This is a genomic window from Christiangramia forsetii KT0803 (genome assembly GCF_000060345.1).
In the GTDB taxonomy this organism is placed as follows: domain Bacteria; phylum Bacteroidota; class Bacteroidia; order Flavobacteriales; family Flavobacteriaceae; genus Christiangramia; species Christiangramia forsetii.
Genome location: NC_008571.1, coordinates 2,311,071 through 2,327,090 on the forward strand (window position 1 = coordinate 2,311,071; position 16,020 = coordinate 2,327,090).

Consider the following 16,020-nt stretch of genomic DNA (forward strand, 5'->3'; position numbering starts at 1 on the left):
GACAAAAGATATCTCGACTACGCTCGATTTGACAAAAAACACCTAATTAATTATTCCATTTAGTTCCGTATCCTGTTCCCGCTTTAGACCAGAAATCGGCAAGCACTTCCCAGGAAACCTCTCCACGATGAATTATTTCCCCACGTAATTTTTCAATTTTCGCTTTTTCTATAGAAGGATTCGCTTGAATCATTGCGTGTACCATGGTATCAGCAAGATTTTCCTGCCATTCAGCCCTATTTAAACTTTCTTTTTGCGCCCATTTTTCTGAGGAATTGTTATTTTGAACTGAAGCTGTATCCTGTTTAAATGCTTCCGCCAGCATAGCTGAATCCTGCTCAAAATTGATCAATTTATACTGCTCTTCAAAAGCTTCAAAAGTCTGACTCACATTTTCATTGGGCCAGCGCATTTCCACAACACCTTCCACCGGACGATAGACTGATGTAAATAAAGTTCCAAAACCTTCTTTGAACAAAGTATTATAAAGCGGTCTTTTGAGAAATGCATCGGCGATTTTAGTTGCATTCATATCTTTTTCCGCCAGCATTTTCTCCAGAAAAGCAGAACGTTTCAGCGTTTGATTGAATGCAGCATTTTCTGGCCAGTCAATAGTATCCTGATAGTTGGTGGTAAAAGCAGCATCGGTAACAACTGGTTCTTTGTCCGGTGCTAGTTGAACGGTCTTAAAAGCTCCAGTCTTATCAACCACTGTTACATTATAAGACATATGCGAAGGAATTCTGATTAAAGCCGATACAGCTTCTTCCACAGTACTGCAAAATTCAAGCACATATCTTAAGATAAAAGGAATTCCAAAACCTACTCCAACCTCTTTCCGCCCACCGAAAGTGAGGGAAATGGCCAGCCCATCTTCATTCATTCCATCTACCGCACCTATCAAGCAATCGCTAGTAGCAATTACTTTCTTACCATTCCAGGCACTTAATAATTGAGTGCCCTCCATCAAATCTGGATGATAATCATAATTGCGCACTAACTGTATCTCCTCCCCGGAAAGCACGGCATTAGAGCAGGCACTTATATAGGCTGGCGGCTGGAAACCGGTTAGAAATCGGGCCGCCACCTCATCTGCCTTTGCCAGTTTACAAAGACGCTTGTAGGTGGGCCACATTTCAGGCATATATTTTTTGAGGGCCGCCTGGGAGGTTTTTAAATCTGGGGAATAGGCCTTTCCTTTAGAATTAAGCCAGGCTTTATAAGCTTCCCAATGGGTATTGTACAATTTTTGCCATTTCTTTCCCGGTAAACCGGCTTCAGAAACTGCCGTAAAATGTAGTTGCATAAATCTCTATTTTAATTTTTCATAGCTCATTTTCCACCTGTAAAGCAAAATAACAGGTGGAGCAAAGTAGCCCCATTTTTCAGTGCGGGCTGTTAAAATAAAAATTTATTTCGTTAAAGTTCCAGAGAGATTCGGCTTCTTCTTATCCTCTACCATTTCCGATTTATATTGTGATCTAATCGCTTTAATCCAGTGCTTTGCACGATTATTTAGCGCGAAATCATCTGTCATCATACGTCCTCTGGTTACCAGTATTCCCATATCTGCTCCTTCATACAGGTAATCCCCTTTTTTAGAAATCCTTAAAAAGAAAGCTTCATTTTCATTTTCTACTGCCCTACGGTGGGTATCCATTCTATCATACTGAATATGACCGGTATCATACATTCTCCAGATACCAGACTTTGGTGACTCGGTTACGTACTCAATCGTGTCATCTGTATGCTTTACAATTAGTTGGCTCCAGCCATCCAGATTTTCCTGGTTAGACCAACGTTTATTGATGGCATCAATATCCAGCTCATATTCAATATTCATCCATTCTAGAATATGAAACACAAATAAAGGAGCATCGGCGAGCGCAAAAACAGCATGATTGGTAATAGAACTCGCTCCTGTTACCCTTGGGTTCAATTCTCCAAGATAAATTTCCCCGTTATCCTGATCTATAAGAAAATCAAGTTCAAAATATCCTTTATAACCTTCTTCTCTTAACTGATCTCCAAAAAGCTGAGTATTCTCTATTGCTTTTTGTCTTAATTCCGGGGTGAAGGCATCTGGATAGATCTCATTACCGCACCATCCACCTTCATAAGGTGTTAGTTCCTTAAAACCGACTAATTCAGTCATTAGTGGAGCGACAATTGTTCCGTGACGGGTAACACAAGCCTCAATTGCAGATCCCCTGCAGCGAATACGCTTCATAATTTTTACCTCATCCTCTGCTTCTATTTCTTCAGCATATTTCTTATATTCCTTTTCATTGGAAATAAAAAAGGTAGTATGTCCTGAATCGCCAAACGGTGTTTGGATCACCAGTTCTTTACCAAGTTCTTTAGAAACTTCAGAAAGATGTTTGTAATTTTTCACTTTTGAAAGTACATACGGTACACAGGCAACTCCTGCCCTTTCGGCAATTCTGTTCGTATTTACCTTATTATCAAGGAAAGTTCTCATTTCGGCGCTTGGAAACATAATCTCCAGACCTAATTTTTCTGCCAGCCTTTCAGTTTCTTCATTGAACATTAAAAACATCGCTTTGCCAGGAGAACCATCAACAGACCTTGTTTTAAGGTAATCCTGCACTTCGGGATGTTGCAGTAAATAATTATTAATGTCCTCAATTCCTTCAAAATCATCATGTGGAATTTCCTCTTTTGGAGAAAACACATTCGGATGTAATCCATCGAAACATTCAATATAGGTAATGAATTTGAATCCTTTAATCCATTCATCTGCTCCTAAAAGATTAAAATTCGTAGCGCTAATAAAATATAGAGGTTCCTCATTTTTGTGAAAAGATCTACGGATATCTGAAACTCCCTTTAAATGCTTTTTACCTGAATTTGAAGATGCCCCTGCTTTTTTAGTAGCGGTTGTTTTATTGGCAGCCGTTGTGGGTTTAGTAGTTGCTTTAGATTTTTTAGCGGTACGTTTAGTTTTAGCTTTTACGGTTTTCTTTGACGGGGCTTGCTTTTTTCCATCATCGGTCTTCCACCTAATTGGAACCTTTGTCCTATCTGTTCCAGTTTTTATTGGAGATTTCGATTTTTTGTCTTTTGCCTCCTTAGATTTGGTAGCTTTCGGTTTTTTAGATTCCATAATTTTTGATTTTATTTAATTAGTTTCTTTTTTTTATTATTCCCCATAGATCCCATGGAAGTAACAGTTTTCTGCCTGTTCAATACATTTTCTTTAAAAATTCGCAGTCCTAAATCAGCGCGGTAACCGTGAATTTCTGAAACATCCAGTGCGGTCAAAAACCTGATTATTTCCTCACTCACTACCTGCCCGGGGACGAGCACTGGAAATCCCGGTGGATAAGGTATTATAAAGGAAGATGCGACTAAGGTTCTGTTATTATCCATTGCAGGCAAACATTCAGTTAACGGCATATATTCGTAGTTATCCTCATTATAGGCCAGAAAGAAAGCCTCCCTGATGTTACCTCCCGGCACCCCGGGAACTGCCTGAAATGAGTGATGGAAGTAACTAAAATCAGGTAATGGTGGAAAATCTTTGGTTAAAGAATAAATCCTATCCTCGCGAATTTTATTTTCTTTTGAACTCAGTGAGCGCAATTCCTTATCTAGTTCATCTGCGATTTTCAGCAAGGCATTGGTTAAATAGGTAACACTTCCCCTGGTAGTTCCAATATTGGTCATAAATAAGACTGTGTTTCTGGAAGTCTTGTTTATCTGGATATTGAACTTATCCATCAGGTATTTGTTTTTGAAGGTATCCCCATCTACGCCGGTACGGCCAATATGCAAAGTTATTTTGGTTGGATCCAACACAAATTCATCTTTCTCCCAGGCAGTTTCCATTCTATTCCATCCCTCTTTAGGATCATAATATTCTGAAAGCCCCGATTTTCGCAGTTCTTCAGGAATAAAATCACTCACCGTCAAAACATCAAAGTATTTATTGAGGCGTGGGTGATCATTTATTTTGGCGCGCAGCATCATCGCCATTTCTATACTTTTTTCTACCAGTTCATAGCCCTCAAACTGAACCTGTCTCCTACCAGCATCCAATGAAGCAAGCATTTGATAATTTGGTGAAGTGGAAGTATGCGTCATATAAGCTTCCATAAAGGTATTTTCACTTTTTCTTCGGAAGTCTTCATCCCAAATATGTATCATGGAACCCTGACGAAAACTACTCAGCGTTTTATGGGTACTCTGAGTGGAATACACCCTCATTCTAACTTTATCTGGATCTGGAAGCGACGGGATTTCATCTTTTTTAAGATTCTTAATATGCTCATCATATTCGTTCCTGTAAGCATCGCTCCTGTATTTTTCATACAATTTTTGAGCGACGAACATTCCAGTTCTTTGTTTATAATTATAGGTGAATCCAGCAAAAGCAAACCAGGCTTCATCCCATAAAAAGATCATATCTGGTTTTATGGCGAGGATTTCCTGCATTACCTTCTCTACATTATAAACCAGGCCGTCGAAAGTACAGTTGGTAAGTAGTAACATTTTTACAAGGTCCAATCTTCCTGCCTCCTTCAATTGGAGTAACTTTTCTTTTATTTGTTCCAGTGGGACCGCCCCATACATGGAATACTCTTCAATAGGATAAGAATCCAGATAAACAGGATATGCTCCGGCCAGTACTAATCCATAATGATGTGATTTATGACAATCGCGGTCAATGAGGATCACATCGCCTGGTTTTACCAGGGCTTGGACAACAATTTTATTTGCTGTTGAAGTTCCGTTAGTTACAAAAAAAGTATGCTGCGATCCATAGGCATCACTAGCCATCTTCTGCGCCTTTTTTAAAGATCCAGTTGGCTGAAGTAAGGAATCCAAACCACCTGTTGTGGAAGATGTCTCTGCCAGGAACATATTCCTTCCGTAGAAATTACCGAAATCATTGATCCATCTGGATTTGAAAACTGAATTCCCCCTTGAAATCGGCATGGCATGAAATATCCCGGTTGGTTTTTTACTATATTCCTTTAAGGCAGAAAAGAAAGGAGTTTCATATCGCTCGCATACCCCCCTTAATATGGTAAGGTGCAATTCCTGCAAATCTTCAGATCTGTAAAAAATCCTTCTGAAACTTTTTAGAGTACTGTCCTTAAGGTTCCCCAAAGAAGTATCTGTTACATAATAAGTATCAAGTTCTGGCCTGAACTTCTTGACTAAATTACCTAATATTGGCCCTAATTCAGAGGTAGTTCTGGATGCCAGGTCAAGTTTTAATACATTCTGAATAAAAGGTTTTAATGTTGGTGTTATTTTTTCGGAATGATAAGGTGGCGCATAACGTACCACCACGGCCTGAATATTATAATTAAAATGCAGGGCTATCAAAGCATCCTCAAAAGACCTCTGCACTACAATTCCGTAATTGAATTGATCGTTGGCGCCACGAACATCTTTAAGATCATTTCTGAGTTTGTTTTCTTCCTGAATGGAAATATCTTCTACGAACAGAACTTCGAAATAAGTTTTTTTCACAGCTTCCCCAACCGGACCACTTTCAGATGTATCAAAACCTTGCTCTTCGTCTTCAATAAGATCTGGATGGCTTCTGTACTTATCGCTTACCAGATTCTTGGTAAGCTCCGCTATTTTATGTGCCAATGCGGTATGTTCCTGCCTGTCCAGCATTTCGTTTAGCACTTGTAAACAAGATCTACCGGGAAATGCAAAATAACTTTCCACACCTTCCAGCTCTTTCAAAAGTTTTCGAAGGCTTTTCCTCAAATCTTTCTCTTCTGAAACACCCCGGTTGCAATTCTCGAGTTTGGTGGATTCACTTTTTAAGGTGTTCCAGGATTCCGATCGAAGCTGCGCGATATTATAATGGTTGGAACGAAGATGTTTTTTATCTGGCATAAATTTTTATTTATTTGAATGTAGGGCAAGTTTATTTCCTTCAGAATCGATGAAAATGGCAAAATAACCTGACTCCTTATTAATAAGCGTTTTAGACATAACGATCCTGCCACCTGCAGGTTCAACACGCTCCAGCACATGGCTTAAATCACTACCTGCATTAAGATAAATCAAAGGGCCTGTGTCACTTGGAGTGGATCCCGGCCCAGCGACTATAGCACCTCCAACACCTTTATTAGCTGGAAAAAAAGCCATCGCGTAATTGCCTTCAAAGTTTTTCTCCATCTCCATCTGGAAAATATGATTATAGAAATCTACCGCCTGCTGGAAATTAACCGCCGGGATTTCAAACCAGCTGATAAAATTCTTTACCGGTTTTTCTTCTTTCTGTTTCTTTGATGATACTCCTCCCATAATTTTCAATTTTATACTCCGCCAAATCCTTTATAACCCGTTGGATCTGTAGGTGGTTCATATTCATTTTCCTGCATTTTAAGCTTCGCCAGGGTGTCAAGTTTTGTAGGTTTGATAAGTGGTCCTAATGAATTTAAGTATGGCAACTGAGCGCCCTGTTGATATATTCCAAACTGGCCAATATGATCCCTAAAACTTTTTAAGGGCTGTCCCAATCTAAGCACTCCGAGTTCCCGGCTTCGTCTAACCCTGTCAATATTCAATTCCAGCGGAAAAATTTCTTCATTCCCTTCAGCCTGATAAATTACACGACCATCTGGACCACAAACTAATGACCTTCCGTTACCTCCAGATTCCAGACCATTTACATCAAAGAAATAGCATTGATTTACCGCCGCCATTGCCCTTACAATAGAAAGTTCTATCTCTCTATCTATAGTACCCGTCATAGTTGGATGCAAGATCACTTCTGCCCCCATTACCGAAAGTGTACGTACGGTTTCTGGGAACCACATATCGTAGCAAATGGAGATACCAAATTTTGCTACACCGGGTACATCAAATACACAGAATTGCGATCCCGGGGTTACCCCAACTTCATAGGGATAGAAAGGAAACATTTTTCTATAACGTGTTACCACTTCCCCCTCAGGATTTATTACACTGGCCGTGTTATAAATTTTGCCTTCAGACTTCTCAAATATAGAACCTGGTAAAAGCCAGATCTTATGTTTTTTGGCCATTTTTTGCATTTCCTGTTCAAATTCTCCTGGAATTTCCTGTGCGGTATGGGTTAATGGGCCATAACCACACAATTCACTAAAAACTACCATATCTACCCATGGATAAAGGCTCATGGTAATATCCAGTTTCAGCTTCATCATTTCCACATTGGAAGCGACGGCTGATACTTTCATTTGTATTCCTGCTATTGCGAATGGATTCATTAGTTATTTTTATTTTATTCTGTTTACTATAATCAGTTTCAAATTCCACTCACAGGAATTTATACGACTCTCCTCTCAAGAAAATCGTAACTTCTCATAGTCCAGATTATTTAAATATTCTTTTTGATTTGATTTACAAGGATGTCCAGCCCTTTATTCAATTGCTCATCAGTGATTACCAGTGGCGAAAGAATCCTGATTACATTTTTAAATGTTCCTGCGCTTAAAAGGATGAGGCCCTCTTCTGCACAGCCTTTCACAATTTTATCACAAAGTTCGGTGTCTGGTTTACCGGGATTATTTTCTTTTACGAATTCAATTCCAATCATTGCACCTATACCACGTACATCACCAATACCAGGATATTCCTTCTGAAGTTTTTTTATTCGGTCCGTAACTATTTTCCCCACCTGTACTGCCCTTTCATTCAGGTTGATATCTTTCATATACTGAATAGTAGCCAGTGCCGCAGCGCAACAAACTGGACTACCTATATAGGTACCCCCAATAGTTCCTGAACCTGCGGCATCCATAATTTCAGCTTTGCCTAATACAGCTGCAATCGGTAAACCAGATCCCAGCGACTTGGCATAAGTGCTTATATCGGGTTCTACATTATAATGTTGCCAGCTTGCCCAATGGCCGGTGCGACAAAAACCACTCTGGATTTCATCCAAGATCAATAAAACACCGTGTTCATCACAAAAAGAACGCAATCCCTCTAAGTATCTTTGCGGCACGGGATTAAATCCACCCTCGCCCTGGATGGGTTCAATTATAATGGCGGCAACGCTGTTAATATCTACCATACTGTGTGCACTTTCGCGAAGTCGGTTGAGTTCGGTATCCACAAAATCGTCCATCTCCTGTGTGCCGCCATATTTATAGAAGTTAGGAAAAGGAATTCGGTAGACTTCAGGAGCAAAAGGTCCAGAAGAAAATTTGTAATTAACTTTACTGGTAAGGCTCATCGCCATAAGGGTACGACCATGATAGGCTTCTGTATAACATAATATCGCCGGTCTTTTAGTTGCCTGCCGGGCAATTTTGATCGCATTCTCTACAGCTTCAGCCCCGGTACTAATCAACATGGCCTTAGTTTTTTCACCATGTGGAAGAATCTCGGCCAGCTCTTCGCAAAGTTTTATATAGGGCTCATAAGTTACCACATTAAAGCTGGTATGGAGATATTTACCTGCCTGTTCACGAATAGCTTCTACCACAGGTTCCGGACAATGGCCTGCATTCACTACTCCAATTCCACCAGCGAAATCTATGAGTTCCCGGCCATCTACATCGGTAATAATTGCTCCTTTTGCTTCTTTAACTGTGGCAGTATTAAAAATACCGACCCCGTTGGCTACTATATTCTTTCTCCTCTCCAGGAGCTCTTGTGCCTGAGTATTTTTTTCAATCATATTAAAAATAAACTTGTTAAAATTTTAAATATTTATTTGAAAATTATATACAAAAAGAGGTACATCACTGCGATAAACCAATTCTTTAAGATAAATTATTCATTTTATAATATACAGATTTTTCTTATACCCCGATCAATATTTTATTTTACTTAACAGTAAACTTTTACTAACTGGGAATGGACTTTTTTTAAGATGTGAGGTAAGAAATTTTCAAGGTAATCTACCTCAAAATCGTATCCCAAATATCAAGAAGGTCATTAACACGTGGAAAATAGAAACTTATACATCTGAATAAACTAATCTCAGCAATTCAAAAGTTACTCTTAAGGATATTGATTATTGTAATTAGTTATAGTGTACTTGATAGAATGCTTCTATAAGATTTTGGTCTAGTCCGAATATAAAATCCTGAATTGATGGATTACAAGCTTATCAAAGTACTCTGTTTTACTTTATTAATCGTAAAAATACTTTTAGTACTTCCAATATGATTCAGTGTAGTTAGCTTAGTAACCAGGAATTCCCGGTAAGCATCCATATCTTTCACCTGGACTTTTAGCATATAGTCAAAATCCCCGCTTACATGGAGACATTCAATAACCTCGGGCAGGCTGGTTATTTCCTTTTCAAACCTATTTAAAAATTCTTTTTTATGCTGAATAAGCTTGATCTGGCAAAGCACCATAAATCCTTTTTCAACACTTTCAGGATTGATTAATGCTACGTATTGCGAAATTACGTCTTCCCTTTCTAACTTGCGGATTCTTTCATAAATCGCGGTGACCGAAAGTCCGAGATCATTAGATATTTCCTTATTCGTCTTTTTGCTATCCTGCTGAAGATGCATTAAGATCTTTCTATCCAGATCGTCGATTTTCATAGCTTTTAAATTTTCGGAAAATATAATTTCTTTAAACTAAAATTAGATTATTAATCTATAAATTATAATTATAAGAGATTTATTTTCTATAAATATAACCATACATTGACTTTAATACATAAAATTCTGAAATTTGATATTATACAAATTCAGAAATCATGAAATATAAACCCGCAGATCGTATTCAGGATCTACAGTACTTTGGCGAATTTGGAGGAGTAAACCCTTCAATTTCCGACTCTTCCACTTACACCTTTCTTTCAGCCAAGACCATGTTTGACACTTTTGAAGGAAATGCAGAAGGTTGTTATTTATATTCACGACACTCTTCCCCTTCTAATCTTTACCTCGGTGAAGCATTGGCCGCAATGGAAGGAACCGAAACTGCAAATGTTTCCGCTTCCGGTATGGGAGCGATTACTTCGGTTTTAATGCAATTATGCAATGCCGGAGATCATATTGTTTGTAGCAGAACTGTGTACGGTGGAACCTATGCATTTCTGAAAAATTTCGCACCAAAATTCGGAATCGAAACCACTTTTGTAGATATCACTAAACCGGAAATCGTAAAGAACGCGGTTCAGAAAAATACAAAAGTGATCTATTGTGAAAGCGTAAGCAACCCGTTACTTGAAATTGCAGATTTGGAATCCTTATCTAAAATATCCAAATCTCACGATCTTAAACTGGTAGTAGACAATACTTTTTCCCCACTGTCTTTGAGTCCTTCGAAATTAGGAGCTGATGTGGTTATACATAGTCTTACTAAATTTATTAATGGTAGTAGTGATACCGTTGGTGGTGTGGTTTGTGGAACTAAAGATTTTATCAATGAGCTTAGAAATGTGAATGATGGTGCAGCAATGTTACTGGGCTCTACTATGGATAGTCTAAGGGCAGCTTCTATTATGAAGAATCTTAGAACCCTTCATATCCGAATGAAGCAACACAGTCATAATGCGATATACCTGGCTAATAAATTTCAGGAAGACGGCTTTAAAACGGTCTATCCAGGTCTGAAATCCCACCCCGGTCATGAAACTTTCAGAAAAATGATGAATGAATCTTATGGTTTCGGGGGAATGTTGACTATAGATCTGGGTTCTCTGGACAAAGCAAATGATCTGATGGAATTAATGCAGGAGCGCAATCTTGGTTATCTCGCGGTAAGCCTAGGATTCTATAAAACGCTTTTTAGCGCACCCGGAACATCTACTTCTTCAGAAATTCCGGAAGAAGAACAAAAACAAATGGGATTAAGTGATGGTTTAATTCGTTTTTCGATTGGTTTGGATAATGATATTGCAAGAACTTATGAAATGATGAAAGAATGTATGCTTAAAGTTGGTGTTTTAAATACCGAAATGGTCTAAAATTTTGCAGGATTAAGCCGAAAGTCGTAAAATTACGTTCAGAAAAAAATGATCAATATTAACGACCGGTTTTAAATTCTAAGCCTCACAGTAAATCTGATGGATTTCAGGTGTACTGTGAGGCTTTATTTTTACCGTATACAAAGCACTCAAACTAAATGGAAAACTCTACTGCCAATCCTGAAAATGAACCTATCATTCAAAACAGAGAGCTTAATATATGGGAAGCTTTAATTCCTGTTTTTGCCCTTATTGCCATGCTGGCTTTTAATGTGTTCGTTTTTGGTGATGACGCTCTTAGTGGGTCTAACCAATTTATATTATTATTAGGTGGTGGAGTTGCAGCAATCGTTGGTTATTTCAACAAAGTGAAATTTGATGATATGATAGATGAAGTTGCGAAAAATATTCAAAGTACTGCCGGTGCGATTCTTATCTTACTCATGGTAGGCGCACTTGCTGGAACCTGGCTTATTAGCGGAATTATCCCCACAATGATCTATTATGGTTTGCAAATTTTAAATCCCACGATTTTCCTGGCCGCTTGTGTAGTTATATGTTCCGTAATATCGCTGGCAACTGGTAGTAGTTGGACAACTTCCGCAACGGTAGGTATTGCCCTTATTGGAATTGCAGATGCCCTGGGAATATCTTTAGGGATGACGGCCGGAGCCATTCTTTCCGGAGCCTATTTTGGTGATAAAATGTCTCCGTTGAGTGATACCACTAACCTTGCACCTGCCATGGCGGGCACAGACTTATTTACCCATATTAGGTATATGGCGTTAACTACTGTCCCAACCATTAGCATTACGCTAATAGCTTTTATAATCATAGGACTAAATATTGATTCCTCGGGAACCACAGATACTTCTGCAATTTTAAATTCTATTGACGCCTCATTTAATATTAGCCCCTGGTTATTTATTGTCCCAGTTCTGGTAATTGTACTTATAGTTAGAAAAACATCTCCATTGATAGCCCTTCTTATCGGAACACTACTGGGAGCTGTTGCAGCTTTAATAGCTCAACCAGATGTCGTACTTGCGGTTAGCGGAATGGAAAACCTGAATTTTGTAAGCGGTTACAAGGGTATCATGAACGCAATTACGGTAGATACAGCGGTTGAAACCGATTCTGAGGCTTTAAACGATCTTTTCGCAGCTAGCGGAATGGCGGGAATGCTGGGAACTATCTGGTTGATTATTTGTGCTATGGTTTTTGGGGGAATTATGGAATCTATTGGTGCACTCGCCACAATCAGTAGAGCTTTGCTTGATATGTTCCATACTACTTTCGGATTATTTGCCAGTACTGTTTTTAGCTGTCTGGCATTGAATGTAACGGCTTCAGATCAATATCTGGCCATTGTAGTTCCGGGTAAAATGTTTGCAAAGGCATATAAAGACAAAGGCCTTGCTCCTGAAAATCTTAGTCGTAGTTTAGAAGATTCGGGAACAGTAACTTCTGTTTTAGTACCCTGGAATACTTGTGGTGCTTATCATAGCGGTGTTTTAGGAGTTCCGGTTCTTTCTTATGCCGGATATGCATTCTTCAACTATTTGAGTCCGTTTATGACATTATTATTTGCCGCAGTTGGAATCAAAATAAAAATGCTTTCTGAAAAGTAATTATTGCCACTCCTCTAATTTCAAAGTTAATATCCTGATAATTTGACAATTATAGACGCATACTATTGTGTTTATTCAAATCAATAGACAACCTCTATTAAACAATAAAATTTAAAAATTTTTCAAGTTTTAAAATATCCCCTTAGATACTAAATTTGCAGTGTAGAAAAAGAAAAAGTTTAATTAAAAATAAAACAACAATATGGCTTTAGTAGGAAGAAAATTTCCAAATCTTAGTGTAGACGCAATGAACGAAATGGGAGATACTTTCAAATTAAATATTTTGGAAGAAGCTCAGAAAAACAACAAAAAAGTATTGCTTTTCTGGTACCCAAAAGACTTCACCTTTGTTTGCCCTACAGAACTTCACGCGTTTCAAAACGCTATGGAAGAATTTGAAAAAAGAAATGTTATGGTTGTTGGAGCGTCTTGTGATACTCCAGAGGTACATTTTGCATGGTTAAATACTCCAAAAGATAACGGTGGTATTGAAGGTGTTAAATATCCAATTCTTGCAGATTCTAACCGTAACCTAAGTTCAAGACTTGACATTTTAGATATCATGAGTGAAACTTATGATGATGAAACCGGTGCAATTACCTTAGAAGGTGATAATGTAACGTATAGAGCAACGTATCTTATCGATGAAGAAGGAACGGTATTTCATGAAGGGGTAAACCATATGCCACTTGGTAGAAATGTAAATGAATTCTTAAGATTGATCGATGCTTATACTCATGTTCAGGAAAAAGGAGAAGTTTGTCCTGCAAACTGGGAAGAAGGTAAAGAAGCGATGAACGCAGACCGTGAAGGTGTTGCATCTTACCTTAGCCTGAACTAAGAAAAGCTTAATTAAGAATCTAAAAAAAATTGCTATGATAAAGGAATTAGATCAAGATAACTTAAGCGAAGTGATTAATGGCAACGATACTGTTGTGGTTCAATACATGGCCGGATGGTGTGGGAATTGTAGGTTGATGAAACCAAAATTTAAAAAGCTGGCTTCTGAAAACGAAAACGCTCAATTCATTTTTGTGGATGCCGAAAAATTTCCAGAATCAAGAAAATTGGCTACAGTTGATAATCTGCCTACTTTCGCTACATTCAAAAATGGAAGTTTTAAGAATCAGGTTCAAACAAATAAGTTTGACCAGTTAAAAAGCTTAGTTGATGAAGTTACCAGTAATTAGACATCTGCAGAAGAATAATGATGAGTTAAAAATTCAGAATACTATTGAAGTTCTGGAGAATTTTACCGAGCATCGTTCAGTTTCTGAAGAGGAAATGGATGTAATAGGTGAATTGCTAACGAATCTTTGTGGAGCTGTAGAAGTTCATAAAATGATAAATGATGGTGTTCCAGAGAGGGATGCTGCAAATAATTTTGTAAAAAAGGTATTAGGTTCTATAGACAAATAATCTTTCTTACAAACCAATTCATAGAGGCTGTTTTCATTGGGAAACAGCCTCTGTTGTTTTATGATAATTTTAGTAATAACCCAAACACAATCTTCTAAATTTATATTTCTAATATAAAAACAGCATGGCAAAGGTTGAACTTGGAGGAGAAAGAGTAACTACTTACGGTAATCTTCCAGAATTGAATGAAAAAGCACCACACTTTGAATTAACAAAATCTGATTTATCAGTAGGTACTCTGGAAGATTTCAAAGGAAAAAGAGTAATTCTAAATATTTTTCCGAGTATTGATACCGGTGTTTGTGCAACTTCCGTCCGGAATTTTAATAAAAAAGCTTCAGAATTGAAAAATACTGTAGTTTTGTGCATCTCCAGAGATCTGCCATTTGCGCAAAAAAGATTTGTAAACGATGAAGGTTTAGAGAATGTGACAAATCTTTCAGATTTCAGGGATAGAAATTTTGGAAAAGACTACGGAGTAGAGATGATAGATGGTGCATTTGAAGGACTTTTATCACGGGCTGTGCTTGTGTTGGATGAAAATGGACGTGTAATCCATTCCCAGCAGATTGAAAAGATCGAGGATGAGCCAGATTATCTTGCCGCTCTGAAAACGCTATTATAATGAAGAACAGTTTCCTCGGAAAAAGAATAAGAGGAGGTGGTTATGCAATGAAAGGAGCCTGGTTACTACTAAGGCATGAACCGAGTATTCAGGTTCAATTCGTTATTTCTATCCTTGTTTGCATCGCTGGCTGGTATTTTGAAATCACTAAAACAGAATGGATCTTTCAATTCCTGGCCATAGGCCTGGTAATGTCTACGGAAGGTCTAAATACTGCTATGGAAGCCATGGCAGATTTTGTGCATCCGGATTTTCATAATAAAATTGGCCATATTAAAGATGTAGCTGCCGGTGCAGTATTTATTGCCGCGATAATAGCTGTTATAATTGCTGGTTTTATCTACATCCCCTATTTATAACCAAAAAATAATAACTATGAAAAAGTTGCTACTGGTCGTTATCGGCCTTTTTTTGTTTACAAACGTTCAGGCTCAGGAAGAATTGAAAAAGCTTGATTTGAATCTAGAGAACTATAAATATCCATACCAGGTAAGTTTTCTTGAAATTGAGGCACAGCAGGAAACCTATACCATGGCCTACATGTACGTAAAGGCTGAAAATCCGAATGGAAAAACGGTGGTTCTTTTACATGGAAAAAATTTTAATGGTGCCTACTGGCAAACCACTATGGAGGCTTTGAGTAAAAAGGGATTTGATGTTTTGGTTCCAGATCAAATTGGCTTCGGAAAATCAAGTAAACCTGAATATTTTCAATATAGCTTTCAGCAATTAGCCGAAAACACCAAAAATCTTATTGAAGCGCTTCAAATTGAAGAAACAACGATCCTTGGACATTCTATGGGGGGAATGCTTGCTACTCGGTTTGCTTTAATGTATCCTGAAATTACTGAAAAACTGGTTCTGGTAAACCCAATTGGACTTGAAGATTGGAAATTAAAAATTCCGTATCAAAGTATTAATGATTGGTATCAACAGGAATTGAAAAAGGATTACGAAGGCATAAAAAAATATCAAAAAGAAAGTTATTATGCCGGAGACTGGAATGAGGATTATGCGAAGTGGGCAAAATTACTGGCAGGATGGACACTTAATGAGGACTACTCCAGAATTGCATGGAATGCTGCACTTACATATGATATGATTTTAACTCAGCCGGTGGTGTATGAATTCCAGGAATTGGAAGTTCCTACGTTACTTATTATTGGAACCAGGGATAGAACAGCACTTGGAAAAAACCTGGTAAGTAAAGAGGTGAAAGCTACGATGGGATTATACGAACAGCTGGGTAAAGATACTGCCGAAAAAATACCAAATTCTGAATTAGTAGAAATTCCAGATACCGGTCACCTACCTCACATAGAAGCTTTCGATGAATTTATAAAAGCACTGGTTCCATATTTAGAAAAATAAAAAGTAATTTCTGTCGTTTTTGCCATGTAAAACAGGCAACTTTAAAAATTGAA

At 38.0% G+C, this 16,020-nt stretch carries 15 protein-coding genes; 8 read left to right on the forward strand and 7 right to left on the reverse strand.

The features are described 5' to 3' along the window. Window positions 1-46 precede the first annotated feature (46 nt). The 7 genes from GFO_RS10195 to GFO_RS10225 all read right to left on the reverse strand — a co-directional run bounded on the left by GFO_RS10195 (window position 47) and on the right by GFO_RS10225 (window position 9,548). Window positions 47-1,306, reverse strand: a complete 1,260-nt coding sequence (locus tag GFO_RS10195) for a C45 family autoproteolytic acyltransferase/hydrolase (protein WP_011710036.1) — start codon at window positions 1,304-1,306, stop codon at window positions 47-49. A 105-nt stretch (window positions 1,307-1,411) separates the two neighbouring features. Beyond that, on the reverse strand, window positions 1,412-3,127 hold the full coding sequence (locus GFO_RS10200; RefSeq protein ID WP_011710037.1) for a biotin carboxylase: 1,716 nt from the start codon (window positions 3,125-3,127) through the stop codon (window positions 1,412-1,414). Window positions 3,128-3,138: 11 nt separating this feature from the next. Continuing rightward, window positions 3,139-5,886, reverse strand: coding sequence for an aminotransferase class I/II-fold pyridoxal phosphate-dependent enzyme (locus GFO_RS10205; protein WP_011710038.1), 2,748 nt, complete (start codon window positions 5,884-5,886; stop codon window positions 3,139-3,141). 6 nt (window positions 5,887-5,892) lie between these two features. Then, a complete protein-coding gene (locus GFO_RS10210) occupies window positions 5,893-6,300 on the reverse strand; it encodes a VOC family protein (RefSeq protein ID WP_011710039.1) in 408 nt (135 codons plus the stop codon). A gap of 11 nt (window positions 6,301-6,311) precedes the next feature. After that, window positions 6,312-7,247, reverse strand: a complete 936-nt coding sequence (locus tag GFO_RS10215; protein ID WP_011710040.1) for a carbon-nitrogen hydrolase family protein — start codon at window positions 7,245-7,247, stop codon at window positions 6,312-6,314. 110 nt (window positions 7,248-7,357) lie between these two features. Further along, window positions 7,358-8,665 carry an aspartate aminotransferase family protein gene (locus tag GFO_RS10220; RefSeq protein ID WP_011710041.1) on the reverse strand — a complete coding sequence of 436 codons (1,308 nt, stop codon included), beginning with the start codon at window positions 8,663-8,665 and terminating at the stop codon, window positions 7,358-7,360. 424 nt (window positions 8,666-9,089) lie between these two features. Continuing rightward, window positions 9,090-9,548: an Lrp/AsnC family transcriptional regulator gene (locus GFO_RS10225; RefSeq protein WP_011710042.1), complete on the reverse strand. Its 459-nt coding sequence runs from the start codon at window positions 9,546-9,548 to the stop codon at window positions 9,090-9,092. A 158-nt stretch (window positions 9,549-9,706) separates the two neighbouring features. Here GFO_RS10225 and GFO_RS10230 point away from each other — a divergent pair, with 158 nt between their 5' ends. The 8 genes from GFO_RS10230 to GFO_RS10265 all read left to right on the forward strand — a co-directional run bounded on the left by GFO_RS10230 (window position 9,707) and on the right by GFO_RS10265 (window position 15,967). Beyond that, entirely contained in the window at window positions 9,707-10,921 is a 1,215-nt protein-coding gene (locus GFO_RS10230) for an aminotransferase class I/II-fold pyridoxal phosphate-dependent enzyme (RefSeq protein WP_011710043.1), read from the forward strand. A gap of 158 nt (window positions 10,922-11,079) precedes the next feature. After that, window positions 11,080-12,552, forward strand: coding sequence for a Na+/H+ antiporter NhaC (gene nhaC, locus GFO_RS10235; protein ID WP_011710044.1), 1,473 nt, complete (start codon window positions 11,080-11,082; stop codon window positions 12,550-12,552). A gap of 202 nt (window positions 12,553-12,754) precedes the next feature. Next, window positions 12,755-13,393 carry a peroxiredoxin gene (locus GFO_RS10240; protein WP_011710045.1) on the forward strand — a complete coding sequence of 213 codons (639 nt, stop codon included), beginning with the start codon at window positions 12,755-12,757 and terminating at the stop codon, window positions 13,391-13,393. 34 nt (window positions 13,394-13,427) lie between these two features. Further along, window positions 13,428-13,742 carry a thioredoxin family protein gene (locus GFO_RS10245; RefSeq protein ID WP_011710046.1) on the forward strand — a complete coding sequence of 105 codons (315 nt, stop codon included), beginning with the start codon at window positions 13,428-13,430 and terminating at the stop codon, window positions 13,740-13,742. Beyond that, window positions 13,723-13,971, forward strand: coding sequence for a DUF6952 family protein (locus GFO_RS10250; protein WP_011710047.1), 249 nt, complete (start codon window positions 13,723-13,725; stop codon window positions 13,969-13,971). The genes GFO_RS10245 and GFO_RS10250 overlap by 20 nt, the downstream gene beginning before the upstream one ends. A 124-nt stretch (window positions 13,972-14,095) precedes the next feature. Beyond that, on the forward strand, window positions 14,096-14,596 hold the full coding sequence (gene tpx, locus GFO_RS10255; RefSeq protein ID WP_011710048.1) for a thiol peroxidase: 501 nt from the start codon (window positions 14,096-14,098) through the stop codon (window positions 14,594-14,596). Next, complete coding sequence (locus GFO_RS10260) at window positions 14,596-14,955, forward strand: diacylglycerol kinase family protein (RefSeq protein WP_011710049.1); 360 nt, start codon at window positions 14,596-14,598, stop codon at window positions 14,953-14,955. Before tpx ends, GFO_RS10260 begins: the two co-directional genes overlap by 1 nt. A gap of 16 nt (window positions 14,956-14,971) precedes the next feature. Continuing rightward, complete coding sequence (locus tag GFO_RS10265) at window positions 14,972-15,967, forward strand: alpha/beta fold hydrolase (RefSeq protein ID WP_011710050.1); 996 nt, start codon at window positions 14,972-14,974, stop codon at window positions 15,965-15,967. Window positions 15,968-16,020 lie beyond the last annotated feature (53 nt).